Origin of the sequence: Streptomyces sp. NPDC002994 (genome assembly GCF_040611155.1) — a bacterium.
GTDB lineage: Bacteria > Actinomycetota > Actinomycetes > Streptomycetales > Streptomycetaceae > Streptomyces.
In genome coordinates this window covers 25,191-51,196 of record NZ_JBEXNQ010000004.1, presented here as the reverse complement: position 1 = coordinate 51,196, position 26,006 = coordinate 25,191, and the positions used below count along the sequence as shown (strand labels likewise).

At 70.8% G+C, this 26,006-nt stretch carries 27 protein-coding genes; 11 read left to right on the top strand and 16 right to left on the bottom strand.

Annotation, left to right across the window (positions count from 1 at the left end; genetic code table 11):
- Positions 1-97: 97 nt before the first annotated feature.
- The 3 genes from ABZX79_RS05785 to ABZX79_RS05775 form a co-directional block, all read right to left on the bottom strand.
- Positions 98-2,191 carry a SpoIIE family protein phosphatase gene (locus ABZX79_RS05785; RefSeq protein ID WP_355252173.1) on the bottom strand — a complete coding sequence of 698 codons (2,094 nt, stop codon included), beginning with the start codon at positions 2,189-2,191 and terminating at the stop codon, positions 98-100.
- Between the two features lie 256 nt (positions 2,192-2,447).
- The gene (locus ABZX79_RS05780; protein ID WP_355252170.1) at positions 2,448-4,631 is read right to left on the bottom strand and encodes a cation-translocating P-type ATPase; all 2,184 of its coding nucleotides are present in this window, start codon (positions 4,629-4,631) and stop codon (positions 2,448-2,450) included.
- 1 nt (position 4,632) lies between these two features.
- The gene (locus tag ABZX79_RS05775; protein WP_355252167.1) at positions 4,633-4,944 is read right to left on the bottom strand and encodes a DUF1490 family protein; all 312 of its coding nucleotides are present in this window, start codon (positions 4,942-4,944) and stop codon (positions 4,633-4,635) included.
- Positions 4,945-5,126: 182 nt separating this feature from the next.
- Between ABZX79_RS05775 and ABZX79_RS05770 the strand changes: the two genes are divergently transcribed.
- From ABZX79_RS05770 to ABZX79_RS05755, 4 genes are read left to right on the top strand one after another with little or no spacing between them, the layout of a single operon-like run.
- The gene (locus ABZX79_RS05770; RefSeq protein ID WP_355252164.1) at positions 5,127-5,954 is read left to right on the top strand and encodes a YndJ family protein; all 828 of its coding nucleotides are present in this window, start codon (positions 5,127-5,129) and stop codon (positions 5,952-5,954) included.
- Positions 5,951-6,457 (top strand): DUF1990 domain-containing protein, encoded by a 507-nt coding sequence (locus ABZX79_RS05765; protein WP_355252161.1) that lies wholly within the window; start codon positions 5,951-5,953, stop codon positions 6,455-6,457. The genes ABZX79_RS05770 and ABZX79_RS05765 overlap by 4 nt, the downstream gene beginning before the upstream one ends.
- 42 nt (positions 6,458-6,499) lie before the next feature.
- A complete protein-coding gene (locus ABZX79_RS05760; RefSeq protein WP_355252158.1) occupies positions 6,500-7,921 on the top strand; it encodes a lipase maturation factor family protein in 1,422 nt (473 codons plus the stop codon).
- A gap of 50 nt (positions 7,922-7,971) precedes the next feature.
- A complete protein-coding gene (locus ABZX79_RS05755) occupies positions 7,972-8,436 on the top strand; it encodes a hypothetical protein (RefSeq protein ID WP_355252156.1) in 465 nt (154 codons plus the stop codon).
- Between the two features lie 66 nt (positions 8,437-8,502).
- Here the strand turns inward: ABZX79_RS05755 and ABZX79_RS05750 are convergent, their stop codons facing one another.
- Complete coding sequence (locus ABZX79_RS05750) at positions 8,503-8,688, bottom strand: hypothetical protein (protein ID WP_355252154.1); 186 nt, start codon at positions 8,686-8,688, stop codon at positions 8,503-8,505.
- 278 nt (positions 8,689-8,966) lie between these two features.
- Between ABZX79_RS05750 and ABZX79_RS05745 the strand changes: the two genes are divergently transcribed.
- Positions 8,967-9,281: a hypothetical protein gene (locus ABZX79_RS05745; protein ID WP_355252151.1), complete on the top strand. Its 315-nt coding sequence runs from the start codon at positions 8,967-8,969 to the stop codon at positions 9,279-9,281.
- A 50-nt stretch (positions 9,282-9,331) separates the two neighbouring features.
- Here the strand turns inward: ABZX79_RS05745 and ABZX79_RS05740 are convergent, their stop codons facing one another.
- The 4 genes from ABZX79_RS05740 to ABZX79_RS05725 form a co-directional block, all read right to left on the bottom strand.
- Complete coding sequence (locus tag ABZX79_RS05740) at positions 9,332-10,828, bottom strand: SDR family NAD(P)-dependent oxidoreductase (protein WP_355252148.1); 1,497 nt, start codon at positions 10,826-10,828, stop codon at positions 9,332-9,334.
- A 274-nt stretch (positions 10,829-11,102) separates the two neighbouring features.
- Positions 11,103-12,320: a glucose-1-phosphate adenylyltransferase gene (gene glgC / locus ABZX79_RS05735; protein ID WP_355252145.1), complete on the bottom strand. Its 1,218-nt coding sequence runs from the start codon at positions 12,318-12,320 to the stop codon at positions 11,103-11,105.
- Positions 12,321-12,339: 19 nt separating this feature from the next.
- Positions 12,340-13,509 carry a glycogen synthase gene (gene glgA, locus ABZX79_RS05730; protein ID WP_355252142.1) on the bottom strand — a complete coding sequence of 390 codons (1,170 nt, stop codon included), beginning with the start codon at positions 13,507-13,509 and terminating at the stop codon, positions 12,340-12,342.
- Between the two features lie 33 nt (positions 13,510-13,542).
- On the bottom strand, positions 13,543-14,271 hold the full coding sequence (locus ABZX79_RS05725) for a (2Fe-2S)-binding protein (RefSeq protein ID WP_355252139.1): 729 nt from the start codon (positions 14,269-14,271) through the stop codon (positions 13,543-13,545).
- Positions 14,272-14,465: 194 nt separating this feature from the next.
- Here ABZX79_RS05725 and ABZX79_RS05720 point away from each other — a divergent pair, with 194 nt between their 5' ends.
- Positions 14,466-15,464, top strand: a complete 999-nt coding sequence (locus ABZX79_RS05720) for a DMT family transporter (RefSeq protein WP_355252136.1) — start codon at positions 14,466-14,468, stop codon at positions 15,462-15,464.
- On the opposite strand, the gene ABZX79_RS05715 is transcribed toward ABZX79_RS05720, so the two are convergent.
- Positions 15,434-16,666, bottom strand: a complete 1,233-nt coding sequence (locus ABZX79_RS05715) for a transglycosylase family protein (protein ID WP_355252133.1) — start codon at positions 16,664-16,666, stop codon at positions 15,434-15,436. The genes ABZX79_RS05720 and ABZX79_RS05715 overlap by 31 nt on opposite strands.
- A 255-nt stretch (positions 16,667-16,921) precedes the next feature.
- On the opposite strand from ABZX79_RS05715, the gene gndA reads away from it, so the two are divergent.
- Positions 16,922-18,364: an NADP-dependent phosphogluconate dehydrogenase gene (gndA, locus tag ABZX79_RS05710; protein WP_355252130.1), complete on the top strand. Its 1,443-nt coding sequence runs from the start codon at positions 16,922-16,924 to the stop codon at positions 18,362-18,364.
- 375 nt (positions 18,365-18,739) lie between these two features.
- On the opposite strand, the gene ABZX79_RS05705 is transcribed toward gndA, so the two are convergent.
- Together ABZX79_RS05705 and panD are read right to left on the bottom strand one after the other, a co-directional pair.
- Positions 18,740-19,423, bottom strand: coding sequence for an aspartate/glutamate racemase family protein (locus ABZX79_RS05705; RefSeq protein ID WP_355252127.1), 684 nt, complete (start codon positions 19,421-19,423; stop codon positions 18,740-18,742).
- Positions 19,424-19,453: 30 nt separating this feature from the next.
- Positions 19,454-19,909: an aspartate 1-decarboxylase gene (gene panD / locus ABZX79_RS05700; RefSeq protein WP_355252123.1), complete on the bottom strand. Its 456-nt coding sequence runs from the start codon at positions 19,907-19,909 to the stop codon at positions 19,454-19,456.
- Between the two features lie 115 nt (positions 19,910-20,024).
- Here panD and polX point away from each other — a divergent pair, with 115 nt between their 5' ends.
- The gene (gene polX, locus ABZX79_RS05695; RefSeq protein WP_355252120.1) at positions 20,025-21,752 is read left to right on the top strand and encodes a DNA polymerase/3'-5' exonuclease PolX; all 1,728 of its coding nucleotides are present in this window, start codon (positions 20,025-20,027) and stop codon (positions 21,750-21,752) included.
- A gap of 10 nt (positions 21,753-21,762) precedes the next feature.
- On the opposite strand, the gene ABZX79_RS05690 is transcribed toward polX, so the two are convergent.
- The 3 genes from ABZX79_RS05690 to ABZX79_RS05680 form a co-directional block, all read right to left on the bottom strand.
- A complete protein-coding gene (locus ABZX79_RS05690) occupies positions 21,763-22,362 on the bottom strand; it encodes a DUF998 domain-containing protein (protein WP_355252117.1) in 600 nt (199 codons plus the stop codon).
- Positions 22,363-22,429: 67 nt separating this feature from the next.
- A complete protein-coding gene (locus ABZX79_RS05685; protein ID WP_355252114.1) occupies positions 22,430-22,867 on the bottom strand; it encodes an SRPBCC domain-containing protein in 438 nt (145 codons plus the stop codon).
- The gene (locus tag ABZX79_RS05680) at positions 22,864-23,187 is read right to left on the bottom strand and encodes a metalloregulator ArsR/SmtB family transcription factor (protein WP_355252111.1); all 324 of its coding nucleotides are present in this window, start codon (positions 23,185-23,187) and stop codon (positions 22,864-22,866) included. The genes ABZX79_RS05685 and ABZX79_RS05680 overlap by 4 nt, the downstream gene beginning before the upstream one ends.
- A 65-nt stretch (positions 23,188-23,252) precedes the next feature.
- On the opposite strand from ABZX79_RS05680, the gene ABZX79_RS05675 reads away from it, so the two are divergent.
- From ABZX79_RS05675 to ABZX79_RS05665, 3 genes are all read left to right on the top strand, one after another.
- Positions 23,253-23,690: an SRPBCC domain-containing protein gene (locus ABZX79_RS05675; RefSeq protein WP_355252108.1), complete on the top strand. Its 438-nt coding sequence runs from the start codon at positions 23,253-23,255 to the stop codon at positions 23,688-23,690.
- A gap of 74 nt (positions 23,691-23,764) precedes the next feature.
- On the top strand, positions 23,765-24,217 hold the full coding sequence (locus ABZX79_RS05670; RefSeq protein WP_355252105.1) for an SRPBCC family protein: 453 nt from the start codon (positions 23,765-23,767) through the stop codon (positions 24,215-24,217).
- Positions 24,218-24,242: 25 nt separating this feature from the next.
- Positions 24,243-24,572 carry a TfoX/Sxy family protein gene (locus ABZX79_RS05665; protein WP_355252102.1) on the top strand — a complete coding sequence of 110 codons (330 nt, stop codon included), beginning with the start codon at positions 24,243-24,245 and terminating at the stop codon, positions 24,570-24,572.
- 17 nt (positions 24,573-24,589) lie between these two features.
- Here the strand turns inward: ABZX79_RS05665 and ABZX79_RS05660 are convergent, their stop codons facing one another.
- Both ABZX79_RS05660 and ABZX79_RS05655 read right to left on the bottom strand, forming a co-directional pair.
- Positions 24,590-25,117: a DoxX family protein gene (locus ABZX79_RS05660; protein ID WP_355252099.1), complete on the bottom strand. Its 528-nt coding sequence runs from the start codon at positions 25,115-25,117 to the stop codon at positions 24,590-24,592.
- Positions 25,118-25,210: 93 nt separating this feature from the next.
- Complete coding sequence (locus ABZX79_RS05655) at positions 25,211-25,975, bottom strand: sulfite exporter TauE/SafE family protein (protein WP_355252096.1); 765 nt, start codon at positions 25,973-25,975, stop codon at positions 25,211-25,213.
- Positions 25,976-26,006 lie beyond the last annotated feature (31 nt).

Sequence of the window (26,006 nt, the reverse complement as noted above, 5' to 3'; positions counted from 1 at the left end):
GGAGGCCGGTGGAGAGCCGCAGTCAATCCCGAACGGTCGGTTACGGTCAAGTACGTCTGGACCACGGACCGTTACCGAACGGTACGGTCAGGAGCGCTCAAAGCCGGTCGGGAACGACAAACTCGCACCACACACACTTGCCGCTCCCCCGCGACTCCACGCCCCACACGTCAGCCAGCCGGTCCACCAGCATCAGCCCCCGCCCCGACACGCCCGCCTCCCCCGCATCCCGCCGACGCGGCAGCGCGCTGGAGCGGTCCTCGACCTCGATCCGCAGCCTGCGCTCCGCCCCGGCCAGCACGCGGGCGGTGATGACGGCCGCGCCGTCCGTGTGCATCAGCGCGTTGGTCATCAGTTCGTCGGCGGCCAGCTCGATCTCGTCCGCACGCTCCCGGGCGCCCCACGCCCGTACCGCGGCACGGACCATGTGCCGCGCCGAGCTGAGCGCCTCGGGATCGTTCTGCGCGACATGCTGCTGGAGGCGCCCGCCGGTCTGCGGCACGTCCGCGCCCGCGCGGCGCAGGAGCAGGAGCGCCACATCGTCCTCGCCGCCCCGCTCGTCGACCACTTCGCAGAGCTTGTCGGCCAGTTGCTGGAGGTCGCGCGGCCCGGTGCGGACGAGGGTGGAGAGCATCCGCATGCCGTCGTCGAGGTCGGCGCCCGGGAGCTCCACGAGCCCGTCGGTGCACAGCAGCAGCGTCTGGCCGGGGTCGAGTTCGACCGTCGTGACCGGATATTCGAGCTGTCCGAACTCCGCGGAGAGGCCGAGCGGCATGCCGCCGGCGGCGGGCAGCCTGCGGCAGGTGCCGTCGACGTGGCGCACGAGCGGGTCGATGTGCCCTGCCCGGACCAGCTGAACCACTCCGGTGGTCAGGTCGGTCTCGGCGTACGTACAGGTGGCGAAGCGGTCGGTGTCCAGCTCGTGCAGGAAGACGGAGGCGCGGGCCATCACCGTCGCGGGGGTGTGGCCCTCGGCGGCGTACGCGCGCAGCACGATGCGCAGCTGTCCCATGACGGCGGCGGCGTGCGTGTCATGGCCCTGTACGTCGCCGATGACCGCGCCGACGCGTCCGTTGGGCAGCGGGATCACGTCGTACCAGTCGCCGCCGATGTCGCGGCCGAGGCGGGCCGAGCGGTAGCGGACGGCGATCTGCGCGCCGGGGACGGAGGGGATGCGGCGCGGCAGCATGGCCTGCTGCAGGCCGGCGGCCAGGTCCTTGTCCTGCTCGAAGAGCATGGCTCGCTGGAGGGACTGGGCGATGCTGCTGCCGAGCGCGATCAGGACGTTGCGTTCGTCGGAGGTGAACCCGATCCGGTCGCCGTAGAGCAGGCCGAGCGCGCCGACCGGGCGGGCCTGGGCGATGAGCGGCAGATAGGCGGCGGAGGTGATGCCGAGCCCCCGGATGTGTGGCCACAGGACCGGATAGGAGGTGGCGAAGTCCTCCGGCGACTCGATGAAGCGGGGCGCGAGGGTACGGACCACCTCGCTCATCGGGTACTGCTCTTCGATCCGGGTGTAGCGGGTGCCGGGCACGAAGGAGCCGTCGGGGCCGTCGGCGACGAGATGGATGCGGCCCGCCTCGACCAGCCCCATCACGAGGCTGGTGGCCCCGAGATTCTCCAGGCCCTGCGAGTCGTTGAGTACGTCGATGACGTCCTTGACGGTGCGCGCGTGGGCGAGGGCGGCCGTGGTGCCCTGGACCACGCTCGTCCTGCGGCGGCGCTCCGCGTCGTGTTCGAGCCGGTCGGTGGAGTCGGCGAGCTCCTGGGTGGCGTCGCGGACGACGCCGATGATGCGGCGCGGCCTGCCGGTGGCGTCGCGGCGTACGCAGCCCTGGGTGTGGGTCCAGCGCAGGGTGCCGTCGCGGCGGCGGATACGGAAGTAGGCGCCGTACGTGGCACTGCCGTTCTTCAGCGCCTGGGAGACCAGGGCGTCGAGGCGGGCGCCCTCGGCGGGCGGCACGCGGACCCCGAGATCCTCCGGACGGCCGGAGTATTCGTCAGGGGGCGTGTCGAAAACGGCGAGGGCGGACGCGTCCATCCGCATGAGGCCGCTGTCGAGATCCCAGTCGAAGCCGCCGAGGCCGAGCTCGGGCCCGTACACCTCGAAAAAGCAGCACGCCACACCCCCTTTCCGCTCCCAGCAGCGGCAGTCCTCCGCCGCCTCGCCGCCCCCTGCGCCCGCGTCCATGGGGCCACGCTAGGGGCAGCGTGGGACGCGCGCATGCGGGACAGTGCGGGGATCTTGGGCGCGCCGTTGAACATGGAAGCCATTTTCATATAGTGTGGCGCTGAGCCCGCGCACCCGGTAGGAGCCGCCTGGCGGCGTGGGCCCACGAGCCCCGGGGTGGGCAGTGGTCGCAGCCACGGCACTGTCCACCCCGGAAAGACGCCCACCCTGCCGGGCGCGGTGCACGCGGGTCTGCCCACGGCGTACCAGGCGATCCTCACCGCACGCGGCGGGCCTCCAGGGGGGCGGCTCTCAGCCGTTCCTCGGTCTCGCGCGGCAGGTGCGGGGTGTGGTTGACCAGCCGGGCCGAGTTCCCGACGACGGCGATGCTGCTGGTGTTGTGCAGCAGTGCGGCGAGGACGGGGTTCATGGTCCCTCCGGCGCCGGCGAGCAGACCGAGCAGGTTGACGCCGATCGCCAGGCCGTAGTTCTGGCGTACGACGCGCAGCGTGTGGCGGCTGAGTTCGACGACGGCGGCGACCTGTCGCAGGTCGTTCCCGGCGAGAGCGATGTCGGCTGTCTCCAGCGCCACGTGCGAGGAGTGCTCACCCATGGTGATCCCCACATCGGCCAGGGCGAGGGCGGGGGCGTCGTTGGTACCGTCGCCGACCATCGCCACCGTGTGGCCCTCGGCCTGGAGGTCGCGGATCAGCTGGAGCTTGCCTTCCGGGAGCGCGTGCGCGTGCACTTCGGTGATGCCGAGTGCGTCGGCGACGACCTGCGCGGTCTCCGGCGCGTCCCCGGTGAGCAGCACCAGACGCGACACACCGAGGTCCCGCAGCTGTCCGATGACGGTTTCGGCGCCGGCCCGTACGGCGTCGGACACGCCGAGCATGCCGATCAGATCGTCGTCGTGGGCCAGGCAGATGACCGTCTCGCCGCCGCCCCGCAGCCGTTCGGTCCAGCCCTGCGCCTCATCGGTCAGCTCGACGCCGTGCTGCCGCAGCAGAGCCGGGCTGCCGACCAGCAGGCGCGTACCGTCCAGCTCGGCCCGCATGCCCATCCCGAGAACGACCTCGCAGGCCTGGTGGATGGGAACGTGCAAATGCTGTTCCTCGGTACGGGCGACGATGGCCTGGGCGAGCGGGTGCCTGGCGTGCAGTTCCCCGGACGCGGCCAGGCTCAGTACCTCGTCGGCGCTGAACCTGTCGCTGAGGGTGACCACGCTGGTGACCAGGGGCCGCCCGAAGGTCAGCGTGCCCGTTTTGTCGAACACGACTGCTGTGACCCGTCCGACGCCCTCCAGGTGCGTTCCGCCCTTGATGAGCGTTCCCCGGCGCGCTCCGTTGCCGATGGCCGCGCTGATGGCCGTCGGCGTGGCCAGACCGGCCGCGCACGGGCAGGCGATCAGCAGCATGGTCATCGCGCGTCTCGCGTCGCGCGTGAAGACGTACGTGAGAGCCGCCAGCGCGAAGGACACGGGAACGAAGCGCTGGGTGAAGCGGGTGGCGACCGTCTGGATCGGCGCCCGGTCCGCCTGGGCCTCTTCGACGCGGCTGATGATCCTGCCGACCGTGGTGTCCGGCCCGACATAGGTGGCGCGGACGTGGAGCGAACCGGAGGTGACGATGGTGCCTGCGTAGACGTGGGAGCCGGTACGGGCGTACACGGGCAGGGCCTCGCCGGTGACGGCCGCCTGGTCCACCAGGGCCTCGCCCGAGACCACGTGTCCGTCGACCGGGATCCGGTGGTGTTCGTACACGGAGACCACGTCGAACGGCTCGACGTCCTCCAGTGCGACCTCGACCTCGACTCCCTCCCGTACGAGCCAGACACGCTCCTCGCCGATGGTGAGCAGTTCCTCGATGGCACGGCGGGTGCGGCGCAGGGTCAGGGTCTGGAGGAACTCGCCGATGTTCAGGAGCCACAGCACGGTGAGGGCCACGACGTTCTCGCGCAGCACCAGTGAGATGACCGTGGCGGCGGTGACGAGGGTGTCCGTCCCCGGAGAACTCCGGCCGCGCAGCGAACGCAGGGCGCCCCGGAAGAAGGGGAGGCCGGTGAAGAGCGTGACCGCGCCGAGGAAGCCCGAGGAGCCGAGGGTGATCCGTGGTCTGCGCAGCAGGCGGCGCAGCGCGACGAGCGCGAGGACCGCGCCTCCGACGACCAGCCGTGCGACCTCGCCGGTGGACGAGTCAGGTACCGACCGGGTGGGCGTGGCCGGTGCGGACGCGGGTGGGGGTTCTTCGAGCGCGGCCACCAGACGCTCGACGTCCAGGCGGTCCGGCTCGACCCAGATCACGACGCTGCCGGTACGCGGGAAGATCCGCAGCGCGCGGAAGCCGCTGATGCCGGTCAGGCGTTCGTCGACGAGTCCCGCGCTGCCGGGGCGGGCTCGTACCCAGGGAACGGTCAGCCGCGCCCGGCCGGCGGCCACGGAGCACACGACCACGGCCGACATGTCAGTGCTCGTGTCCGTGGTCGTGGTTGTCAACCTTGACCGCCGAGGGCGGCGGGACTTCTTCGCCCAGGCTGGTCCGGGCCTCCGCGAGCATGTCCCCGGCCTTGAGACGGGCCTCTTCGGCCGCCGAGGCCACCCAGCGGCCGGCGACGATGCTGTTCGCGATGCCGCCCACCAGGGCTTTGCGGGCGACGGGTTTCGCGTCGGGAAGCCGCTTGGACGCTCCTCGGATGATCAGACCGCCGACCACTCCGGAGACCGCGTAGTGCGCGAGCCGGCCGGCTGCGGCGCCGGCGAAAGCGAGGGGATGCATGAACGTCTCCTTCCGTCTGTGCCCGAAGGGGGCGCGCGACGGACCTCTCTTCAAGTCTGCGCCCGCCCGGTGGACCGGAGCCAGCGGAAGCTTCCCGGGAACGAAGACTTGAACGCGTTCAAAAGAAACCGTATGGTCATCGCGAGATTGATTTGAACAGGTTCAACTCTGGGGGTTCCGCGGTGTCCGTGCTGGTCAACCTGATCGTCATGCTCGGCATGCTCGTCGTCGTTCCCCTGGGACTGCGGCTCGTCCATTCGCCCGGGCCCAGCCGGATCCGTCGGCTGTGGCCGCTGCTCGCGGCGCCCGGGGCCGTCGCCCTGTGGCTGCCGCGCGGCGGGGTGGCGACCGCGCTCGCAGCGGTGTACGCCGCCGGAACGCTCGCTCTCGCACTGCACGCCCCGGCGCGGCTGGCCCGTACGCGCTCCCTCGCCCCGGCCGAGATCGCGGTGCTCACCGCCCTCGCGACACCGTCGGTCGCCGGGCTCGCGCTGGTCGCCGAGCGCTCGGGGCACGAACTCTTCGGCTTCGACCTCGAAATACTGGCGCTCACCGTGCCGCACTTCCACTTCGCGGGCTTCGCCGCCGCGCTGGTCGCGGGGCTCGTCAGCCGGGTGTCCCCGGGCCGCGCCGCCGGGCGGTTCGCGGCACTGAGTGTGCCGCTCGGCACGATGCTGGTTCTCGCCGGGTACTTCATCGACGACTGGGCCGAACTCGCGGGAGCGCTCGTACTGACCGCCGGCATGTGGGCGGTGGCGCTGCTGACCTGGCAGGACGTACGCGGCGACGGGCACGACCGGACGACCCGCACCCTGCTCGCCGTCTCGGCCGCCGTCCTGGTCGCGACCATGCTGCTCGCCCTCAGCTGGGCGCTCGGCGAAGCGACCGGCATCCCGCACCCCAGCCTGACCTGGATGGCCGCCACCCACGGCCTCGGCAACGCCCTCGGCTTCGCGCTCTGCGCGCTGCTGGCCTGGCAACGAATCGAACACAAGGAGACCACCGCATGAGCACCTTCACCTACCCCGAGGTCGGCGCCACCCGGCAGGACACCGACCTGCCCGCCGGTTACCACCACCTTCGCCACCGCGTGCCCGTCGGCACCGGCCGCGCCGCCTTCGAAGCGGCGGGCACGGCCGTGACCACCTGGCGGCTGCACCGGGCGTCGGGCGCACAGGTGCGGACGGACGCGGCGCGGGCCGAGCCCGGCGTGGCCGTCGAAGTCTCGCTCGGCGCCGGGCCACTGCGGTTGGCAGCCCCCTGCGAGGTGGTCTGGACGGCGTACGAGAACGACAGGACAGGCTTCGCGTACGGGACGACCGGCCGGCACCCGGAGCGCGGCGAGGAGTCGTTCGTCGTGGAGCTCGCGGACGACGGGACGGTGTGGTTCACCGTCACCGCCTTCAGCCGCCCGGCCCGCTGGTACAGCCGGCTCGCCGGACCTGTCGTGCCCGCCTGCCAGCTCTGGTACGCCCGCCGGCTCGGCAGGACCCTGCGGCGGATCGCCGCCTGAGCCTCCGGGCGCCGATACGCCGATACGCCGATAATGGGCGTAATGGAGTGGTTCACGGAGCCCGACTACTGGCTGAGCCGGCTGGTCTTCCAGCGGGCGCTGGCCGCCGTGTACCTGGTCGCCTTCCTCACGGCGGCGCTGCAGTTCCGTGCGCTCATCGGCTCCCGGGGCATCCTGCCGGTGCCCGCGTATCTGCGGCGGATGCCGTGGCGCGAGGCTCCCACGCTCTTCCGGCTCCACTACTCGGACCGCTTCTTCGCCGCGTGCGCCTGGGCGGGCGCCGCACTCGCGGCGGCGCTGGTCGCGGGCGCGGCCGACCAACTGCCGCTGTGGACCGCCATGCTGATGTGGGCGGCCCTGTGGGCGCTGTACCTGTCCATCGTCAATGTCGGGCAGACCTGGTACAGCTTCGGCTGGGAGTCCCTGCTCCTGGAGGCCGGTTTCCTCGCCGTCTTTCTCGGCAACGAACGCACCGCACCACCCGTGCTGGTGCTGTGGCTGCTGCGCTGGGTGTTGTTCCGGGTCGAGTTCGGCGCCGGGCTGATCAAAATCCGCGGCGACCGTTGCTGGCGGAAGTTGACCTGCCTGGACTTCCATCACGAGACGCAGCCGATGCCGGGCCCGCTGAGCTGGTTCTTCCACCACCTCCCGAAGCCCTTCCACCGGGTGGAGGTCGCGGCCAACCACGTGACCCAACTGCTGGTCCCCGTGCTGCTCTTCACACCGCCGCCGGTCGCGGGCGCGGCGGCCGGCCTGATGATCCTGACACAGCTGTGGCTGGTGCTCTCCGGCAACTTCGCCTGGCTGAACTGGCTGACGATCGCCCTTGCGGTGTCCGTGATCGACTTCTCGCCGTGGGTCACCTCGCCCGCCCTTCCCGCTTCCCCGCTCTGGTACGAGGTACTGGTCATCGCCGTCACCGCGCTGCTGCTCGCCCTCAGCTACCGGCCCGCGCGCAATCTGTTCTCGCGGCGCCAGGCGATGAACCGTTCGTACGATCCACTCCATCTGGTCAACGCGTACGGCGCTTTCGGGAGCATCAGCCGGGTCCGCCAGGAGATCGTCGTCGAGGGTACGGACGAACCCGTGGTGCACCGGGGCACGGTGTGGCGCGCGTACGAGTTCAAGGGCAAGCCCGGCGATCCGCACAGACTGCCGCGCCAGTTCGCGCCGTACCATCTGCGCCTCGACTGGATGATGTGGTTCGCGGCGCTCTCCCCCGCGTACGCCTACTCCTGGTTCGACCCGTTCGTCGAGCGGCTGCTGACGGGCGACCCGGCGACGCTGCGGCTGCTGCGCGTCAATCCCTTCCCCGATGCCCCGCCCACGCATGTCCGGGCCCGGGTCTACCGCTACCGCTTCACCACCTGGCGCGAACTGCGGGACACCCATGCGTGGTGGCACCGCACGCTGGTCCGCGACTTCCGGCCGCCGATGGCTCTCGCCCGCAGAGCGTCGCCCTGACAGAATCGGCCGTTCATCTGGAGTGGAATGCGGGGAGGCGGGCGGGGACCATGGCGGCGGGAGCGTTCGACGCGGCCACCGGTGACGGGCCTGAGCTCGCCGTGCCCGAGGAGCGGCGGGCCGCCGAGGTGCGGGTGGCGTTCGAGGGGCTGATGCAGATCAGGCGCCTGACGAACACAGGCACCGACGCCCCGGAGGCCGTCCCCGCGCCTTGGGAGCTCCATCAGGTCGTACGGTCCGTGGCCCTGGCCCTGGAGGCGGCCGGCATCGCCCCCTCCGCCATCAACGAGTCCGGCGCGCGCACCGCGACCGGCTACCGCGTCAGCGCGGGCGAACGCCCTGGGACGGCTCGCGTGGAGTGGCTGGGGCCGCCGGGGAGCGGCGCCGCCCAGGACGAGCAGGAGGCCCTGACCGGGTGCGCCGCCGAGCTGGGCCGCCTCGGCTGGACGGCCCTGCTGTACCGCGGGCCGCGCCGACGCCGCTTCCTGGAGGTGGAACCCCCGGCCGCACCCTGAATGTCGGCTTCCCCCTGCCGGACCGGGTCGGTCCGGCAGGGGGAAGCCGACTCATTCAGAGTTCGCTCAGTCGATTCCTGGCAGGATGTGCGGCTCCGCCAGGTCCTCTTCGTACCCCGCCAGCCTGATGGGGGCGGAGCGGGACCACACTTCGAGGCTGCCCAGTTCGTCGGGCCTTCGGCGGCGGGCTTGGCCGGCCCGTTCACCGCTTTCATGAGACCGCTTGTCCTGCTTCGTCATCTCTGGCGTCACCGCGCACTCCTCTGTGTCGCGTAACCCGTCGGACATATCGCCTCGGCCTTGGCAGGCAGCGACCGGTCGCCCGGCGGGTCAGGAAAGTTGGGGCAGTTCGGTCGCGGTGGCGCCGTTTTACTCACATTGGAGTGGCCTTGGTGAGGCTGTCCGTGCCCACCAGAGTACCCATATGAGCGCGGTTCCGCTCGATGGTTCTCGATGGGTTACGTCACCTTTCGGCCCACCGCCCTTCCTGCCCCGTTCAACCGCAGGCCCGCGCCCCGCAAACCGCACATTTGTTGCGTCGCTCACACCCCAGCGACAAGGAGCTCCAGCTCGTACAGCTGCACGTGCCCGCGAAGCGCTATCTGGCGACGGCGGAGCCGGGGCGCCCGCTGTCGCGGCAGAGCGAGCTGACGCTGGGGCTCCAGGGCGGGGCGATGACGCCCGGCGAGGCGGCCGCGTTCGCGCAGGACCCGCATGCCGAGGCAGCGGTGACGCTGCGCCAGGCGGACGACGCGGGGAAGGTCGTCGGCCTCGACGCCGGGGAGATGGAGGACTGGCGGCCGGTACTGGAAAGGGTGGCCGCAACGCACCAGTCCGGTGCGTAGGGCCCCGACGGGGGCGTCACGCACCGGACTGGTGAAGTAGCTTCCGCTTCCTACCAGTTGGCGGGGGCGTAGTCCTTGAGGAAGACGCCGAACAGGTCTTCGCCGTCCTCGCCGCGCACGATCGGGTCGTAGACGCGGGCGGCGCCGTCGATCAGGTCGAGCGGGGCGTGGAAGCCCTCCTCGGCGAGCCGCATCTTGTCCGGGTGCGGGCGCTCGTCGGTGATCCAGCCGGTGTCGACGGCGGTCATCAGGATGCCGTCGGACTCCAGCATTTCCTGGGCGCTGGTACGGGTGAGCATGTTCAGCGCGGCCTTGGCCATGTTGGTGTGCGGGTGGCCCGCGCCCTTGTAGCCGCGGCTGAAGACGCCTTCCATCGCGGAGACGTTCACGACGTACTTGCGCTTGGCGGCGGCCGCGGACATCGCCGGACGCAGCCGGCTGATCAGAATGAACGGCGCCGTCGAGTTGCACAGCTGCACTTCGAGCAGCTCGACCGGGTCGACCTCGGAAACTGTCTGGATCCAGCTGTTCGTGTCGTCCAGGTCCGGTACGAGCCCGCCCGCGTCGATCGCCGTACCCGCCTCGATCCTGGCGAGCGACGTCGAGCCCGTGACCAGCGCCAGATCGGTGACCTGCTGGGCGGTGAGGCCCTCGGGGCGGGCCGTGGGCAGAGCGAGCTGGGCGCCGGAGCCGAAGGCGCCGATGACCTCGGCGGCCGGGAGCTCACCGGCCGGCAGCGGGGCGGACTCGGCGCCGATCAGCTCGCTGTACGCGCGCGGGGAGCGGCGTACGGTCTGCGCGGCGTTGTTGATCAGGATGTCGAGCGGGCCCTCGGCCGCGACCGAGTCGGCGAGCGCGACGACCTGGGCCGGGTCGCGCAGGTCGATGCCGACGATCTTGAGGCGGTTGATCCACTCGTCGCTGTCCGGCATCGCCTTGAAGCGGCGGATCGCGTCGTTCGGGAAGCGCGTGGTGATGGTGGTGTGCGCGCCGTCGCGCAGCAGCCGCAGCGCGATGTACATGCCGATCTTCGCGCGGCCGCCGGTGAGGAGGGCGCGCTTGCCGGTCAGATCGGTGCGGGCGTCGCGGCGGGAGCGGTTCTCGGCGGCGCAGGGCCGGCAGAGCTGGTGGTAGAAGGCGTCGACCTCGACGTAACGGGTCTTGCAGATGTAGCAGGAGCGGGGGCGCTGGAGTATGCCCGCGATCTCGGCGGTGGCCGAGGAGGACGGCAGGACGCCCTGGGTCTCGTCGTCGATGCGCTCGGCGGAGCCGGTGGCGGTGGCGTGGGTGACCGCCCTGTCGTGGGCGGTCTTGGCGGCGCGGCGCTCCTGGCGGCGGCGCTGCTTCACGGTGCGGTAGATGCCGGCGGTGGCGCGGCGTACGGCAATGGCGTCGGGGTGGTCGACGTCCAGCTTGTCGAGCTCGTCGAGCACGCTCAGGCAGACGGCCATGCGGTCGGGGTCGATGCCGGGGCCGAACGTCTGGGTGGCGTCCTGGTCGTCCGGGATGTTTTCGTACGCCGCCGGACTGTCCTCTGTCACCGTCATTGCCGCTGCCGATCCTCTGTTGCTCGTGTTGCTGGCCGACGTACCGTGTGCCGGCCGCCTGCACAAGTTTGCCACGCTGAAGGAGTGACCTGGCTCCGGCCGCCGCGCGGGGCTCTTTTCCCCACCCCGCCCCTTCCCGAACTGCTGGATTTGCCCGCTAGCGGCACCATCCAGCCCCTCCGGCGTTTGAGGAGCGGGGTCTGGGGCGGAGCCCCTCACGCGGCGGAGCCGCAAAGTGTCACAGCGGGAAGGGGCGGGTCGGGGAAGGCCCCCGCTACGAGACCGGCTGGCCCTTGCCCAGGGCTATGACGCCGTTCTTCGAGACCGTGTAGAGCTGCTCGTCACGCTCCGGGTTCACCCCGATCGTCGCCCCCGGCGGTACGTCGACGTTCTTGTCCAGGATCGAGCCCCGGACCACCGCTCCCCGGCCCACTCGCACGTTGTCGTGCAGCACAGACCCCTGCACCACCGCCCCCTCCTCCACCACCACACCCGGCGAGAGCACAGACCGGGTGACCTGGCCCCCGATCACGCACCCCGCGCTGACGATCGACTCCCCCGCGATGCCGCCGGACACGAATCGGGCCGGGGGCAGCTGCCCGGGGTGGGTGTAGACCGGCCAGCGCCGGTTGTGCAGGCTGAACTGCGGCTGGGCGGAGATGAGGTCCATGTGGGCGTCGTAGTACGTGTCGAGCGTGCCGACATCGCGCCAGTAGCCGTGCTCAAGCGCCGTCTCCCCCGGCACGTGGTTGTCGTCGAAGTCGTAGACCTGCGCCACCCCGCTCTCGGTGAGCATGAGCAGGATCGAGCCACCCATGTCGTGCACCGAGCGCTCGTCCTCGGCGTCCCGGTGCAGGGCGTCGACGAGCACCTTGGCGGTGAACATGTAGTTGCCCATGGAGGCGAAGACACGCCGAGGGTCCCCCGGCAGGCCCGGCGGGTCCGCGGGCTTCTCCAGGAACCTCTCGATCCTCGTCCCGTCCGACGCGGGCGTAATGACGCCGAACGACGACGCCTCGGTCCGCGGGACGCGGATGCCGGCGACCGTGACGCCCGCGCCGCTCTCGATGTGGCGTCGCAGCATCTGCCGGGGATCCATGCGGTAGACGTGGTCGGCCCCGAAGACCGCGATGTAGTCGGGCTGCTCGTCGTGCACGAGGTTGAGGGACTGGAGGATCGCGTCGGCGCTCCCCAGGTACCAGCGCGGCCCGAGCCGCTGCTGGGCCGGGACCGGGGTGACGTAATTGCCGAGCAGGCTGGACATCCGCCAGGTGGTGGTCACATGGCGGTCCAGCGAGTGCGACTTGTACTGCGTCAGTACGCAGTTGCGCAGGATGTCGCCGTTCACCAGGTTCGACAGGACGAAGTCGACGAGCCGGTACGTGCCGCCGAACGTCACCGCCGGTTTGGCCCGGTCGGCGGTCAGTGGCATCAGCCGCTTGCCCTCCCCGCCTGCCAGTACGATCCCGAGCACCGAAGGTCCACCGCGCATCTGCGCCCCCTGCTCGTCGCTACTTGGACTTCAGAATCTCCTCGTACACCTGAACCGTGCGACGGGCCACGGCGTCCCAGCCGAACTCCCGCACGGCACGCTCCCGTCCTGCCGCGCCCATCCGCATCGCGGTGCGCCGGTCGTCGGTCAGCCGGTTGACCGCGTCGGCCAGGCCCTCCTCGAAGGCCTCGGGATCCTGCTCTTCGTACGGTACGAGCAGCCCGGTGCCGCCGTGCTCGACGACCTCGGGGATGCCGCCGACCGCCGAGGCGACGACGGGCGTGCCGCACGCCATCGCCTCCAGGTTGACGATGCCGAGCGGCTCGTACACCGACGGGCAGACGAACACCGAGGCGTGGGTGAGCAGTTGGACGACGTCCGGGCGCGGCAGCATTCGCTCGACCCAGTGCACCCCGTCACGGGTACGGCGCAGCTCACTCACGAGCTCGCGGAACTCCCGCTCGATCTCCGGGGTGTCGGGAGCGCCGGCGCACAGGACGAGCTGCGTGGCCGGGTCGAGGCGGCGGGCCGCGCGGAGCAGGTGGGGGACGCCCTTCTGCCGGGTGATCCGGCCGACGAAGAGGGCGTACGGGCGCTCCTCGTCGATTCCGATGCGATCGAGCACTTCCGTGTCCGGGTCGGGCCGGTAGAGCGAGGTGTTGATGCCGTTGTGTACGACACGCGCCCGGTCGGGGTCGAGGGCCGGGTAACTGCTCAGGATGTCGGCGCGCATGCCGTGCGAGACGGCGATGACGGCGTCGGCCGACTCGATCGCCGCGCGCTCGGCCCAGCTGGACAGGGCGTATCCGCCGCCCAGTTGCTCGGCCTTCCAGGGGCGCAGAGGCTCCAGCGAGTGCGCGGTCATGACGTGCGGGATGCCGTGCAGCAGCTTCCCGACGTGACCCGCGAGGCTGGTGTACCAGGTGTGGGAGTGGACCAGGTCGCACCCTTCGAGTGCGGCGGCCATCGACAGGTCGACGGAGAAGGCGCGCAAGGCTTCATTGGCGCCTGCGAGTACGTCGTCGAAGCGGTGGCCCGTGACACCCCCTTCGAGCGGGTCACGGGCGCCCCAGCAGTGCACTTCGATGTCGACGAGGGGCCGTAACTCCCGGGCCAGGAACTCGACATGGACCCCGGCGCCGCCGTACACGTCCGGCGGATACTCACGGGTGAGCAGTCCCACCTTCACCGCGGTCCTCCCGTCGTCACCCTCCTTTGATGGTCACTCAGATACGGGCTGTGCGGAAGACCGCTGCGGAGAGTGGTCGAATACGCAGTCGCCGCACAGGCCACCGGACGGGCAGCGGTAGTAGAGACAACAGCTGCGGCGGCGGAAGGCCGCGCCGTTCAGGGTGCCGGTGGGACGCAGGTCCGGGTGGCGGAAGAGCTCGGCGGCCAGATTCAAGGCCCGCTCCCCCACTTCGGGGCGCCCGTTCTTGCGTGCCCAGGCGTGGAGCTCGCGGGCGGCGCCGGCCAGCGCCGAACCCGCGTTGCCCCAGAGCAGCGGGCGTGAGATCCGTCCGTCCTGGCGGAACGCGTCCGCGAGGGGCAGGAGATGACCGTACTGAACCACCTCGCGGATGCGGTCGGCGGTGGCGGGCAGCGCGCGCGGCGGCGCCGCCAGCCACAGGTCGTGCGGCGACGTCAGGTCGGCGTTCCACCGCAGATCGTCCGGCGGGAGGTCGGGGAATTCGCCGTACAGCGCGGCCGCCCCCAGGGCGATCGACCACAGCCGGGCGGCGAGTCCCAGATGTGCGATGGAAGCGGCGACTCTGCGTTCAGGGGCGCCGAGCCGCGCGGCGACCTTGTCGACGCGGAACGTCAGCGGGCCCACGTCACCCGCGTAGATCCGCGCGAGCGGAACGTGAGCACCGGCACCGGCACCCGCGTCGGGTGTCCGGGTGCGCAGCGCGAAGAACCCGCCCACCGGTGCCACTTCTGCCAGGTCCATGGTTCGCCCCTTTCACCCGGGCAAGTCTCACACGCCGCTGCGCCGAGGGGCGGGGCCCCTGTGTCCACCCGTGGGAGGGGGGGTGGACCGCCGGGAGGAGGACTGCGGGGCTACTGCGTACAACGTCGGCAGTACGTCCGAATGCCTGCTCAAGGACGACGACGCGAAGGCTTTGAAGAGACATCGTGGAGTACATGAGTGCTCTCGCGACGTCCGTGCTGCTGGCGCTGGTCTCCGCTGTCGCCTATGCGGCCGGGGCCATCGTCCAGGAGCGCGTCGCGTCCACGACCCCGACCCGCCCCTACGCCCCGCTGCGCCACGGCGCGTGGTGGGCGGCCGTGGTGCTCAACGGGCTCGGCGCGCTGCTGCATGTCGGGGCTCTCTCGTACGGGCCGCTGAGTCTGGTCCAGCCGCTGGGCGCGCTGACCATCGTGTTCGCGTTGCCGATGGCGGCTGTGTTGGTACGCCGCAGGGCGGGCGCCGCTGCCTGGCGCGGCGCGATCATGGCGTCGGCCGGTCTCGCGGGCCTGCTGTCGCTGACCGGCACGGCAGACGTGCAGTCGCTGGGCGGCGGCGAGCGGCTGGCGGTGGCGCTGGTGACGTGCGGCGGGGTGGCGGTGGTGTTCCTCGTGGCGCAACGGGTGCACCGTGCCGTCGTACGCAGCATCCTGCTCGCGACGGCGGCGGGCGCCGCGTTCGGAATCGCTTCGGTGTTCACCAAGACGGTGGCTGTCGACTGGTCGTCGTCCGGCGGCCTCGGCGGCCTGACGGCAACGACCGGACTGACCGGACTGACCGGACAGCTTCCGAGCCTGCTGACGATCGCGGGGCTGGCAGCGACGGGCATGATGCTCTCCCAGGCGTCGTACCGGGGCGCCGGCCTGGCCGCCCCGCTGGCCACGGTCACCGTGGTCAACCCGGTGGTCGCGGCCGCCGTGGGCATCACGCTCTTCGGCGAGCACTTCAGGTACGGCGCGACGGGTACCGCCCTGGCGCTGGGCTGCGGGGTCGTCGCGGCGGGCGGGCTGATCCTGCTGACGACGGAGCGGCTCGGGGCGCACGCGGAGCGGCAGCGGCGGCTGCCCGCCGTACCGTCGCCGGTGGCGACGTCACCGGCAGCGCCGGCAGTGGCCCTTCTTGCGGCCGGGCCGCAGGCGCGGACTCAGATGGTGACGCCACCCGCCCTGAGGTAGGCCAGCGGATCGACGTCCGAACCGTAGCCGGGCCCGGTACGCACCTCGAAGTGGAGGTGGGGGCCCGTGCTGTTGCCGGTGGAGCCCGAGCGGCCGATGCGCTGGCCGCCGCCCACTTTCTGGCCCTCGCGGACGGTGAGCGCCGACAGGTGCGCGTACTGGCTGTACCTGCCGTCGGCGTGCTGTACGACGACCTGGTAGCCGTACGCCCCGCCCCAGCCGGCCGAGACGACCCGGCCGGGAGCGACGGATTTCACGGCGGTGCCGGTGGGCACCGGGAAGTCGACGCCAGTGTGGTAGCCCTTGGCCCAGGAGGAACCGGCCGCGCGGTAGGGCGTACTGGGGCCGGTCTCGACGGGGGCGGTGAGCGCCGGGGCCTTGCTCTCCTGCTGGGCAGGCTTGGAGACGGAGGCGCGCTCGGCTTCGGCCTTCGTGCCGGTTCCCCGTTTCGCGTTCCCCCTCTCCTTCGGCTTCTCCTTCGCCTTCGTGCCCGCCTCGGGTCTCTTCGTGCCACCGTCCAGAGACAGCCGCTGCCCCGGAATGATCAGGTCGGGGTCGCTGCCGACGACGTCGCGGTTCGCGGTGTAGAGGCTCCGCCAACCGCCGCTCACGTCCTCGGCGTCCGCGATGGCGGAGAGGGTGTCACCACCGGCCACGGTGTACGTCTTCGCAGCCCCCTTCGGCTTCGGCTTCCCCTTCTCCTGGGCCTTCGCCGGGCCGGGGTCCTTGGTGCCGGGCCCGGCGGTGCCGGTCGAGGCCTTCTTGGGCTGCGTCGCCGTCTTGGGGGCGGCCTTGGGCCCGGTGCTGACGTCCGGCGCGTCGCCGCCGCGGGTCAGGCCTGCCCGTACGGAACACAGCGGCCAGGCCGTCGGCCCCTGTCCCTTGAGCACCTTCTCGGCCACAGCGATCTGCTGATCCTTTGTGGCAAGGTCGGCGCGCGGGGCGTACGCCGTGCCGCCGTACGCCTGCCAGGTGGACTGCTTGAACTGCAGCCCGCCGTAATAGCCGTTGCCCGTATTGATCTTCCAGTCGTTGGTCGACTCACAGGCCGCGACCTTCTCCCAGACATCCACCGACGCGGCGCCGGCCGGTCCTGACGCGACCAGCGGCAGGGCTATCCCGGCTCCGCCGGCCGTGACCGTCAGCGATGCACGGTTGATACGGCTCGGCTGGTATCGGCGGTGTCGACCGGATGCGGCCATGGCTCGGTTCCCCCCACTAACGCGTCGGACACGTCGCAATCGGCAAAAGTACGGCCCCTCACGGGTCATGACAAGGGCACAAACGGTTAACTCTCCACTGCCGCTGGCATATTGACATGCCCTCAATCGAATTTCGACCGGCCGGGCCGCGGCCGGAATGCGGATGGGGCCGCGCGGCTTGAAGATCGATGAACAGCCGGGTCCGTTGGTACGTATCCCTACGGACGCAGACACGGACACCCCAGGAGCTCACGCATGAGTGGTAAGGCCCAGATCGGTGTAACGGGGCTCGCGGTAATGGGCAGCAACCTCGCCCGCAACTTCGCGCGCAATGGATTCACAGTCGCGGTGCACAATCGCACGGCGGCCAAGACGCACGCCCTCGTCGAGGAATTCGGAGACGAGGGCACGTTTGTTCCCGCCGAAAAGGCCAAGGACTTCGTGGCCGCACTGGAGCGACCGCGCCGCCTGGTCGTCATGGTGAAGGCGGGCGACCCGACGGACGCGGTGATCCAGGAGTTCGCGCCGCTGCTGGAGCGGGGTGACGTCATCATCGACGGCGGCAACGCGCACTTCGCGGACACCAGGCGCCGGGAGAAGGAGATGCGGGAGCTCGGCATCCACTTCGTCGGTACGGGCATCTCGGGCGGCGAGGAGGGCGCGCTGCACGGCCCGAGCATCATGCCGGGCGGGTCGGCGGAGTCGTACGAGTCACTGGGCCCGCTGCTGGAGAGGATCGCCGCGAAGGCGAAGGACGGCACGCCGTGCGTCACCCACATCGGTCCTGACGGCGCGGGCCACTTCGTGAAGATGGTCCACAACGGCATCGAGTACGCCGACATGCAGCTGATCGCCGAGGCATACCACCTGCTGCGGTCCGTCGCGGGATACAGCCCCGAGCAGATCTCCAGGACCTTCCGCTCGTGGAACACCGGCCGCCTCGACTCGTACCTGATCGAGATCACCGCCGAGGTGCTGGCGCACATCGATGACACCACCGACCAGCCCTTCGTGGACGTCGTCGCGGACGAGGCCGAGCAGAAGGGCACGGGGCGGTGGACGGTTCAGATCGCGCTCGATCTGGGCGTGCCGGTTTCGGGCATCGCGGAGGCGGTCTTCGCCCGCTCCGTGTCCGGGCATACGGATCTGCGACAGGCCTCGCGCGGGCTGCCGGGGCCGACGGCGGCGCCGCTGGGCGAGGCCGAGGCGGCCGCCTTCGCCGACCAGGTCGAGCAGGCGCTCTACGCGTCCAAGATCGTGTCGTACACGCAGGGCTTCCACCAGATCCGGGCGGGCGGCGAGACGTACGACTGGGGCATCGACCTCGGGGCCGTCGCCTCGATCTGGCGCTCGGGCTGCATCATCCGGGCGGCGTTCCTCGACCGGATCAGGGCCGCGTACGACGCCGAACCCGGGCTGGTGAGCCTGCTCTCCGACAAGGGGTTCGCCGAGGAGATCGGCGCGGCGCAGGACGACTGGCGCGCGGTGGTGGTGGCCGCGGCGTTGCGGGGCGTGCCGACGCCGGGCTTCTCGGCGGCGCTCGCGTACTACGACGCGCTGCGCGCGGAGCGGTTGCCCGCGGCCCTCACGCAGGGGCAGCGCGACTTCTTCGGCGCGCACACCTACCGGCGCACCGACCGCGAGGGTTCGTTCCACACCCTGTGGGGCGGTGACCGGTCGGAGGTGCGCACCGGCTGATCAGGCGCCAGCCGGTCAGACGCCGGTCGGTCCGGGCTGCGGCTCCGGCTCGGGTACGGGATCGGGCCCCGGCGGCTTCGGGATCGGATCGGGCGCCGGACCGGGCGGAACCGGTCCTGGACCAGGAGTCGGAGGCGGGGCCGGGGTCGGACCTGGGGCGGGCCCTGGCTCAGGACCGGGGCCAGGACCGGGCGCGGGGCCGGGGCCGGGCAGGGGGCCCGGGTCGGGCAGCGGGCCGGGACCGGGACCCGGGGCGGGGGGCGGCGTAACCGGATCGGCGTAGGGATGTGTCATCACTGGCCTCCTGCCTGTCGTCGTTGTATGACGGACCCACTTTCTCCCCGTGCGGCTGCCCGCGCCCGCCGGGGCCACACATCAGGGGCCGGGACTAACCGGAATGAGGGGTACGGCCGCCGCTGCCGCCCGCAGTCCGGGCGCCGGGCTGGAGAGCACGGGCACGGCGATGTGACTACGGACGACGCGCGCGGCCGCGTCGGCCATGGAGCTCTGGGCCAGCACCACCACATCCACGCCGATGATGGTGTCGACGACCCGCGCGACAACGTCGAGGTAGCCGTCCTGGTCGCCGTCCTCGAAGTGCTTCCAGGCGCCTTCGGCCAAAACGGTGCGGATGTCGGCCGGCCGCCCCGCCCGCTCCGCTTCTTCCCGTATCAGGTCGCACGTCGGCCCGAAGGTGCTGTCCACCGTGGCGACCACCGCGATACGGACAGTGTCGCGTTCCGGCGCTGCGGCGACAGCGGCGGCCGCCATGGGCCGGTCCACGCGCAGCACGGGCACGCCGAGCCGAGCGGCGTAGGCCTCCGCCGCAGCTCCGATGCTGGAGCACGTACACAGCACGGCGGTGGCTCCGCCCTCACCGACGACCTCGGCGAGCACCGCGGCGGTCGCGGCGTCCGCCGCGCCGGGCCCGCCGGAGCGGGCCAGGGCCAGCAGTTCCTCGTGGACCACATGGCGCATTTCGAGGCCGGGGTGCTCCCGGTCGCGCAACGCGTCGAAGACCGGCACGTGGACAGGGGAAGTGTGCAGCAGTGTGAGCATGCCGCGATGCTAGGCCTGAGCGGGCCCCGCCTACTGAGCGCCGGCTCCCAGGCCTGCATCTACCCCTTCGCCCGCACGGGCGTAGGGGCTCCTGCGGGTGTCGCTGCCCGGTACGGGCTCCGACGGGTCGGCGCCGAGCGCGGCGATCCGGTTTCCGGCGTCGACATGCACGATCCGCGGCTCCAGGGCGCGCGCCTCGGCGTCGTCGACCTGGGCGTAGCTGATGAGGATGACGAGGTCACCGGGGTGGACCAGGTGAGCGGCGGCACCGTTGATACCGATGACACCCGAACCGCGCTCGCCCTCGATGACGTACGTCTCCAGGCGCGCACCGTTGGTGATGTCGACGATGTGGACAAGCTCCCCGGGGAGCAGGTCGGCCGCCTCCATCAGCGCGGCGTCGACGGTGACGGAACCGACGTAATGAAGGTCGGCCTCCGTCACGGTGGCACGGTGAATCTTGGACTTGAACATGGTACGAAGCACGGAGAAACTCCCCATCTGTCGGCTCCCTGCCCGCTTCAGGCGGGTCAAGGGCGTTCCCCGCAGCCTACAACGACTCGCCTGTTCGGTCGGGCGCGAGCGGGGGCACCCTGGAAACATGGTGCGAGCCAACGACCAGGTGGAGGCGCTGCTCCAGGAGTACGCCGACCTCATCGCGATCCGGGGCGGGGAGGCATTCAAGGCGCGCGCCTACGAAAAGGCCGCCCGCGCCGTCGGGGGCTACCCGGAGGATGTCGCGGAACTGGACACCAAGGGGCTGCGCGAGATCCCGAACGTCGGCAAGTCTGTCGCCGACAAGATCATGGAGTACCTGCGGACCGGCCGTATGTCCGTCGTCGAGGAGGCACGGGCGTCCGTGCCGGCCGGAGTGCGCGAGCTGATCATGATTCCGGGGCTCGGGCCCCGCAAAGCCATGGTCCTGTACGAGGAGCTCACAGTCGCCTCCGTCGACCAGCTGCTCGACGCCATTCACAAGGAACGGCTGCGCGATCTGAAGGGCTTCGGAGAGCGGACCGAGCTCAACATCCTGCACGGCATCTCGGTGCTGCAGAAGGCCGGTGAGGGCCGGATCCTCGTCAGCGCCGCCATGGACGTCGCCGAGCAGCTCGTTGCCGAGCTGTCGGACATCCGCGGCTGCGTCCGGTGTTCGTACGCGGGGTCCCTGCGCCGTATGAAGGAGACCATCGGGGACGTCGACATCCTGGTGGCGGCGCGCCGGTCGGCCCCGTTCATGGACGCCCTCGCCGCCCTTCCGCAGACGGCCGAGGTCATCGCACACGGGGAGAAGAAGACCTCCGTGCGCACCACCACGGGGCTTCAGGTGGATCTGCGGGTCCTTCCCCCGGCGTCCTGGGGCGCGGGGCTGCAGTACTTCACGGGCTCCAAGGCGCACAACATTCGCACGCGCGCAATCGCGGTGCGTCAAGGCCTCAAGCTGTCCGAGTACGGGCTCTTCGACGCCGAGAGCGGCGAGAGCATCACCTCCGAGACGGAGGAGGAGATCTACGCCAGGCTCGGACTGCCCTGGATACCGCCGACGCTGCGCGAGGACCGCGGCGAGATCGCGGCCGGGTTGCGCGGCGAACTCCCGGACCTCCTGACGGAGAAGGACATCCGCGGCGATCTGCACACCCACACCGACTTCACCGACGGGCTGGCCCCGCTGGAGGACATGGTCGCCGCCGCTGCCGCACGCGGTTACGCGTACTACGCCGTCACCGACCACGCCCCCAACCTGTACATGCAGCGCATGACCGACGAGAAGATCCTCGCCCAGCGCGAGCGGGTCCGCGCACTCGACGGCGCGCACCACAAGATGCGGCTGCTGCACGGCACGGAACTCAACATCGGCCCGGACGGCACCCTGGACTGGCCCGACGAGTTCCTCGCGGATTTCGACATCTGTGTGGCCTCGGTCCACTCCCACTTCAACCAGAGCAGGTCGGAACTCACCCGCCGTCTCATCCGCGCCTGCGAGAACCCGCATGTCGCCGTCATCGGCCATCCCACGACCCGCCGGATCGGCAAACGCCCGGGCATCGATGCCGACTTCGACGCGGTCTTCAAGGCCTGCGCGCGGGCGGGCACCGCTCTGGAGGTCAATGCGCATCCCGAGCGCCTCGACCTGTGCGACGAGGACATCCTGCGCGCGAAGCGGTACGGCGTGAAGTTCGCCGTGAACTCCGACGCACACGCCATCACACATCTGCCGTACATGCGCTACGGGGTGGCGACGGCGCAGCGCGGCTGGCTGACGACGGAAGACGTCATCAACACGTGGCCGCTGACGAAGCTGCGCCGGTTCCTGGCCAAAAAGGTCGCCTGACGAGCCACGATCACTTCGAAGGTTCATCGCTGTGGGGATACCAAAGGCAAGAAGCAACGACGACCAAGGGCCATAGGGACTGAATGCATGTCACAAGGCGTTCAGCGACACCAGGGACTCCGTGACGGTGTGTTTCGATCAGGAACCAGACCGCCCCGACGCCCATCAGAGCGGTCGCCACGAGGGAGGGGGCGGGCCGTAGTCCCCAGGGTGCGGCTCCGCCGCGATCGGCAGCCAGCACCGGCCACACCGCCAGGAGAGTGAAGCCCACCACGGCGACTGACCCGTGGCGCAGGGACCCGCCGCTGCTCGGCGCCGGGAGCAGAGTCACCACGAACGCCGCCACTCCGCCGCCGCCCAGCGCCACACGTCCGGCGAGCGCGGCCGGGCGCAGCCCCCAGGCGGTGAGCAAGTGGCAGACGCCCAGGGCGAGGAGTGCTCCGGTCATCACCCAGAATCCCGCAGCTCCGTAGGCCCCCAGGACGCTGATCGTCTGAGTGGCGGGATCGTAGGCAGGGCCCTGCAGCAGTCCGGCGATCACCCAGCCTCCGACCAGCAGGACAGGGGCACACCCCGACGACAGCAGGGCCCACCTGGGAACAGGTCGCATCAGGCCACCGTAAAGCGCTCCGGGCCGGCGGGCGGCGACGAGGCCGGGCGTGGCGCGCGCCGAGCGGTCACGCCCAGTCGTCGGGGCCGGGGTCGCCGCCTTCTGCCCGTACCGCGAGGCGCTCCACGTAGTGCGTCCAGCCTTCCGCGTGCGCTGCGCGGGCCTCGGGGGCGGGCAGGCCGCTGTGCACCAGACGGAGCAGGGTGCCTTCCGGGACCGGCTCCGGGGTGATCTCCACGGTGGTGGAGCCGGGCGGCACGGGCCCGGCCCCCTCGACCCAACCCCACGTGAAGACAAGGCGCTTGGGCGGGTCGATCTCGACGAAGCGTCCGGCGGCGACGTTCTCGCCGATGACCGTGGTGCGGTAGGCACCGTCGGGCTCGAAAGTGAACTCGCCGTCCGTGCCCATCCAGGACAGCCACTTCTCGCAGTCGGTGAAGAAGGAGAACACCGTCTCGGGGCGGGCGGCGATGCGCCGTTCGACCGTGACTACGTCCGTGCTCATGAGGCCGGCCCTTCCGACTCCTCTGCGCGCTCGGCCGCCTCCGCCAGTTCGGCGAGGGCGTCGAGCCTGTTGACCCACATCGACTGCAAGTAGTCGGCCAGCGGGCCCATACCCTCGCGATCCGCTTGGTAGAAGCGCTTGTTGCCGTCCTGGCGCAGCGTAACCAGCCCGTTGTCCCTGAGCACCTTGAGGTGCTGGGAGACGGCGCCGAAGGTGACGTCGAATCGCTCGGCGATCTCTCCCGCGGACAGCTCTGTGTCCCAGACCAGGCGCAGGATCTCGCGCCGTCTGGGTTCGGCGACCGCCCGTACCGCATCCATGCAGAACATTTTAGCCGCCGCTTCAATTTGCCATGGGCGGGGATGTCATTTTAGTGTTGGCTAAAGTGAAGATTGGAGCTGACATCGCCCTGCAAACCCGTATCGACTCCACCCCTGAGGCCGTCTACCGCGCCATCTCCACCGCCGACGGCGTGGCCGGCTGGTTCACCACCGGCGCCGAGATCGGGGAGGGTGTCGGCGCCCTGCACCGGCTCTCCTTCCCGGACGCTCCGATGACCTGGGACTTCCGTATCGACCAGGCGGAGCCGGGCAAGCGTCTGGCGCAGACCGTGATCGCCGGGCCGCCGCAGTGGGTGGGCACTGAGCTGCTCTACGCGCTGGAGGCGCACCCCGAGGGCGGCACACTGGTGCGGTTCGACCACACCGGTTTCACCGAGATCGACGACATGTTCCGTGAGGTAACGATGGGCTGGGCGGGCATGTTCATGCGCCTCAAGGAGTACGTCGAGACCGGAAAGCCGGTGCCCCACTTCACCGTCTGACACGGTTCACGGACGGCATCAGCACGGACGGCACGGTCGGCACGGTCGGCACCAACGGCAAGGCGGCACACCCCATGACGATCGACGAAACAGCGGAGCGGGTGATCCCGCTCCCGCCCGGCCGAGTGGCGGGCTATGCCATGGACTGGCGCAACGATCCCGAGTGGACCCAGGGCATCGGCGTAGCGACACTGACCCGGGAAGCGGACGGCGGCGGGTTCGGTGTGGGCGCCGAGGTGACCCGTACCGCGTACTTCCTCGGCAAACGCATCGACTACGTGCTCCGTGTCGCCGAGCACGAGCCGGCCGAGCTGCTGGACATGGTGTCGGTGGCCGGACCGATGCCGATGCACGTCACGTACACGTTCGCGCCGCATCCACACGGCACGCTCGTGGGCATCCGCGTCCGCGGCGACGCGGGCGGGTTTTACCGCCTGGCCGCGCCGATCATGGCGCGAAAGGTCCGCTCCTCCATCGGCAAGGACCTGCGTGACCTCGAACGCAAGCTGCTGGAGCGGACCCCGTGAGTCCCTTCACTTCCGGAGGTGTGTCATGGCATTCGACGAAGGACTGGCCGAGCGGATCCGCGAACGACTCGGCACGGATCCGCTGATCACCGAGAAGCGCATGTTCGGCGGCCTGGCGTTCCTGCGTCAGGGCAACATGGCCGTAGGCGTCATCGGGGACGAACTCATGGTGCGTGTCGGGCCCGACGACACCGACGCCGCGCTGGCCCGCCCCGGCGCGCGCGTCTTCGACTTCAGCGGCCGCCCGATGCGCGGCTGGGTCGTCGTCGCGGCGAACGCGCTCGCCGAGGACGCCGAGCTCGACGCGTGGATCCGCGAAGGGCACGCCTTCGCGGCCGGCCTGCCGCCCAAGTAGGCCGGCCGTGAGAGCGCCTACACCTCGTCCTGAGGGCCTTCCGCCTGTGCCTTGCTGCGCTTGGTGAGGACCCCGGCCGCCGCGAGCGCGCTGACCGCGAAGGCCAGTGCCACGGTCCACCGCTGGTCGAACCGGTGCCCCGTGGCGTGGTCCAGCGAATAGCGGCCGGCTCCGGTGAGGCCGATGGCGGCCGCGGTGAAGCCGAGGAACGCGGGGTATTCATAGCCGCCCGACTGGGCGAAGAATCCGGCGGGCGCGTGTACGGCGACGGCCCCGGCCATCGCTCCGGCCGCCGCCGCGCCGGCTGCGGGCGTGGCGAGCCCGAGGGCCAGGAACACCCCACCGCCGGCCTCGCCGAGCCCGGCCGCGACGGCGCTCTGCCGGCCGGGGCTGAAGCCCATGTGCTCCATGGCCGTCGCGGTCCCCTCCACGCCTCCGCCGCCGAACCAGCCGAGCAGCTTCTGCGTGCCGTGCGCCGCCAGCACGGTTCCGGTGCCCACGCGCAGTACGAGCAGGCCGAGGTCGCGTCGGTTGAGGTGAGCCATGGGTCTCTCCCAGCGTGAAAGGGTCGCGTTTACGCCTCCACTTTCGTTACGAACCACACCTCCCGCACCATTTCGACTCTCACGTTTCGCGTTTCAGCGAAGCAGCAGCTGAAGCCCGCCGAGTACCGTCGCCCCGATCACCAGCTGCTCGAAGAGGCGCTGGTTGATCCGGTCCAGGCATGTGCGGCCGAGGTAGGCGCCCGGGACGACGAAGAGCACCAGGGCCGCGTCCAGCAGCAGGGACCGGGCGTCGATCAGGCCGAGGCCGACGCTGAACGGCACCTTCGAGGTGTTCACGATCAGGAAGAACCACGCCGACGTGCCGAGGAAGCCGAGCTTCCGGAAGCCCGCGGAGAGCAGATAGAGCGACATGACCGGTCCGCCCGCGTTGGCGACCATCGTGGTGAAGCCGCCGAGCACGCCGTACGAACGCGCCTTGATCCGGCCGCCGCGCGCTGCCGTGTCCACCACGGGCTCCGCTGCCGCTTCCGAGGGCGTGCGCCGGGGCCACAGCGTGACCCCCGCCATCAGCAGCAGGATTGCGCCGATCGATGTACGTACATCGCCGTCGTCGGCCCACAGCATGAACACCGCGCCCGCCACCACGCCCACCGCGACGGCCGGGAAGAGCCGGAGCAGGGTCGGCCAGTGGGCGTGCCGCCGGTAGACGAGGACCGCGATCAGGTCCCCGGCGATCAGGATCGGCAGCAGTACACCGGTCGATTCGCGCGCCGGCAGTACGGCGGCGAAGACGGCGAGGCTGACCGTATTGGCGCCGCTGACGGCGGTCTTCGAGAAGCCGACCAGGGCGGATGCGGCGGCCAGCGCTGCGAATTGCCACAGGGTGATGGTCTCCATTGCGGGGGTCGACGCTACAGCCTTGGCCCGG

Excerpts from the sequence above, each read along its gene's own strand:
- ABZX79_RS05785 (WP_355252173.1), bottom strand. The coding sequence starts at position 2,191 with ATGGACGCGGGCGCAGGGGGCGGCGAGGCGGCGGAGGACTGCCGCTGC.
- ABZX79_RS05780 (WP_355252170.1), bottom strand. The coding sequence starts at position 4,631 with ATGTCGGCCGTGGTCGTGTGCTCCGTGGCCGCCGGCCGGGCGCGGCTG.
- ABZX79_RS05775 (WP_355252167.1), bottom strand. The coding sequence starts at position 4,944 with ATGCATCCCCTCGCTTTCGCCGGCGCCGCAGCCGGCCGGCTCGCGCAC.
- ABZX79_RS05765 (WP_355252161.1), top strand. The coding sequence starts at position 5,951 with ATGAGCACCTTCACCTACCCCGAGGTCGGCGCCACCCGGCAGGACACC.
- ABZX79_RS05760 (WP_355252158.1), top strand. The coding sequence starts at position 6,500 with ATGGAGTGGTTCACGGAGCCCGACTACTGGCTGAGCCGGCTGGTCTTC.
- ABZX79_RS05755 (WP_355252156.1), top strand. The coding sequence starts at position 7,972 with ATGGCGGCGGGAGCGTTCGACGCGGCCACCGGTGACGGGCCTGAGCTC.
- ABZX79_RS05740 (WP_355252148.1), bottom strand. The coding sequence starts at position 10,828 with ATGACGGTGACAGAGGACAGTCCGGCGGCGTACGAAAACATCCCGGAC.
- glgC (WP_355252145.1), bottom strand. The coding sequence starts at position 12,320 with ATGCGCGGTGGACCTTCGGTGCTCGGGATCGTACTGGCAGGCGGGGAG.
- ABZX79_RS05725 (WP_355252139.1), bottom strand. The coding sequence starts at position 14,271 with ATGGACCTGGCAGAAGTGGCACCGGTGGGCGGGTTCTTCGCGCTGCGC.
- ABZX79_RS05720 (WP_355252136.1), top strand. The coding sequence starts at position 14,466 with ATGAGTGCTCTCGCGACGTCCGTGCTGCTGGCGCTGGTCTCCGCTGTC.
- ABZX79_RS05715 (WP_355252133.1), bottom strand. The coding sequence starts at position 16,666 with ATGGCCGCATCCGGTCGACACCGCCGATACCAGCCGAGCCGTATCAAC.
- gndA (WP_355252130.1), top strand. The coding sequence starts at position 16,922 with ATGAGTGGTAAGGCCCAGATCGGTGTAACGGGGCTCGCGGTAATGGGC.
- ABZX79_RS05705 (WP_355252127.1), bottom strand. The coding sequence starts at position 19,423 with ATGCTCACACTGCTGCACACTTCCCCTGTCCACGTGCCGGTCTTCGAC.
- polX (WP_355252120.1), top strand. The coding sequence starts at position 20,025 with ATGGTGCGAGCCAACGACCAGGTGGAGGCGCTGCTCCAGGAGTACGCC.
- ABZX79_RS05690 (WP_355252117.1), bottom strand. The coding sequence starts at position 22,362 with ATGCGACCTGTTCCCAGGTGGGCCCTGCTGTCGTCGGGGTGTGCCCCT.
- ABZX79_RS05685 (WP_355252114.1), bottom strand. The coding sequence starts at position 22,867 with ATGAGCACGGACGTAGTCACGGTCGAACGGCGCATCGCCGCCCGCCCC.
- ABZX79_RS05680 (WP_355252111.1), bottom strand. The coding sequence starts at position 23,187 with ATGGATGCGGTACGGGCGGTCGCCGAACCCAGACGGCGCGAGATCCTG.
- ABZX79_RS05670 (WP_355252105.1), top strand. The coding sequence starts at position 23,765 with ATGACGATCGACGAAACAGCGGAGCGGGTGATCCCGCTCCCGCCCGGC.
- ABZX79_RS05665 (WP_355252102.1), top strand. The coding sequence starts at position 24,243 with ATGGCATTCGACGAAGGACTGGCCGAGCGGATCCGCGAACGACTCGGC.
- ABZX79_RS05660 (WP_355252099.1), bottom strand. The coding sequence starts at position 25,117 with ATGGCTCACCTCAACCGACGCGACCTCGGCCTGCTCGTACTGCGCGTG.
- ABZX79_RS05655 (WP_355252096.1), bottom strand. The coding sequence starts at position 25,975 with ATGGAGACCATCACCCTGTGGCAATTCGCAGCGCTGGCCGCCGCATCC.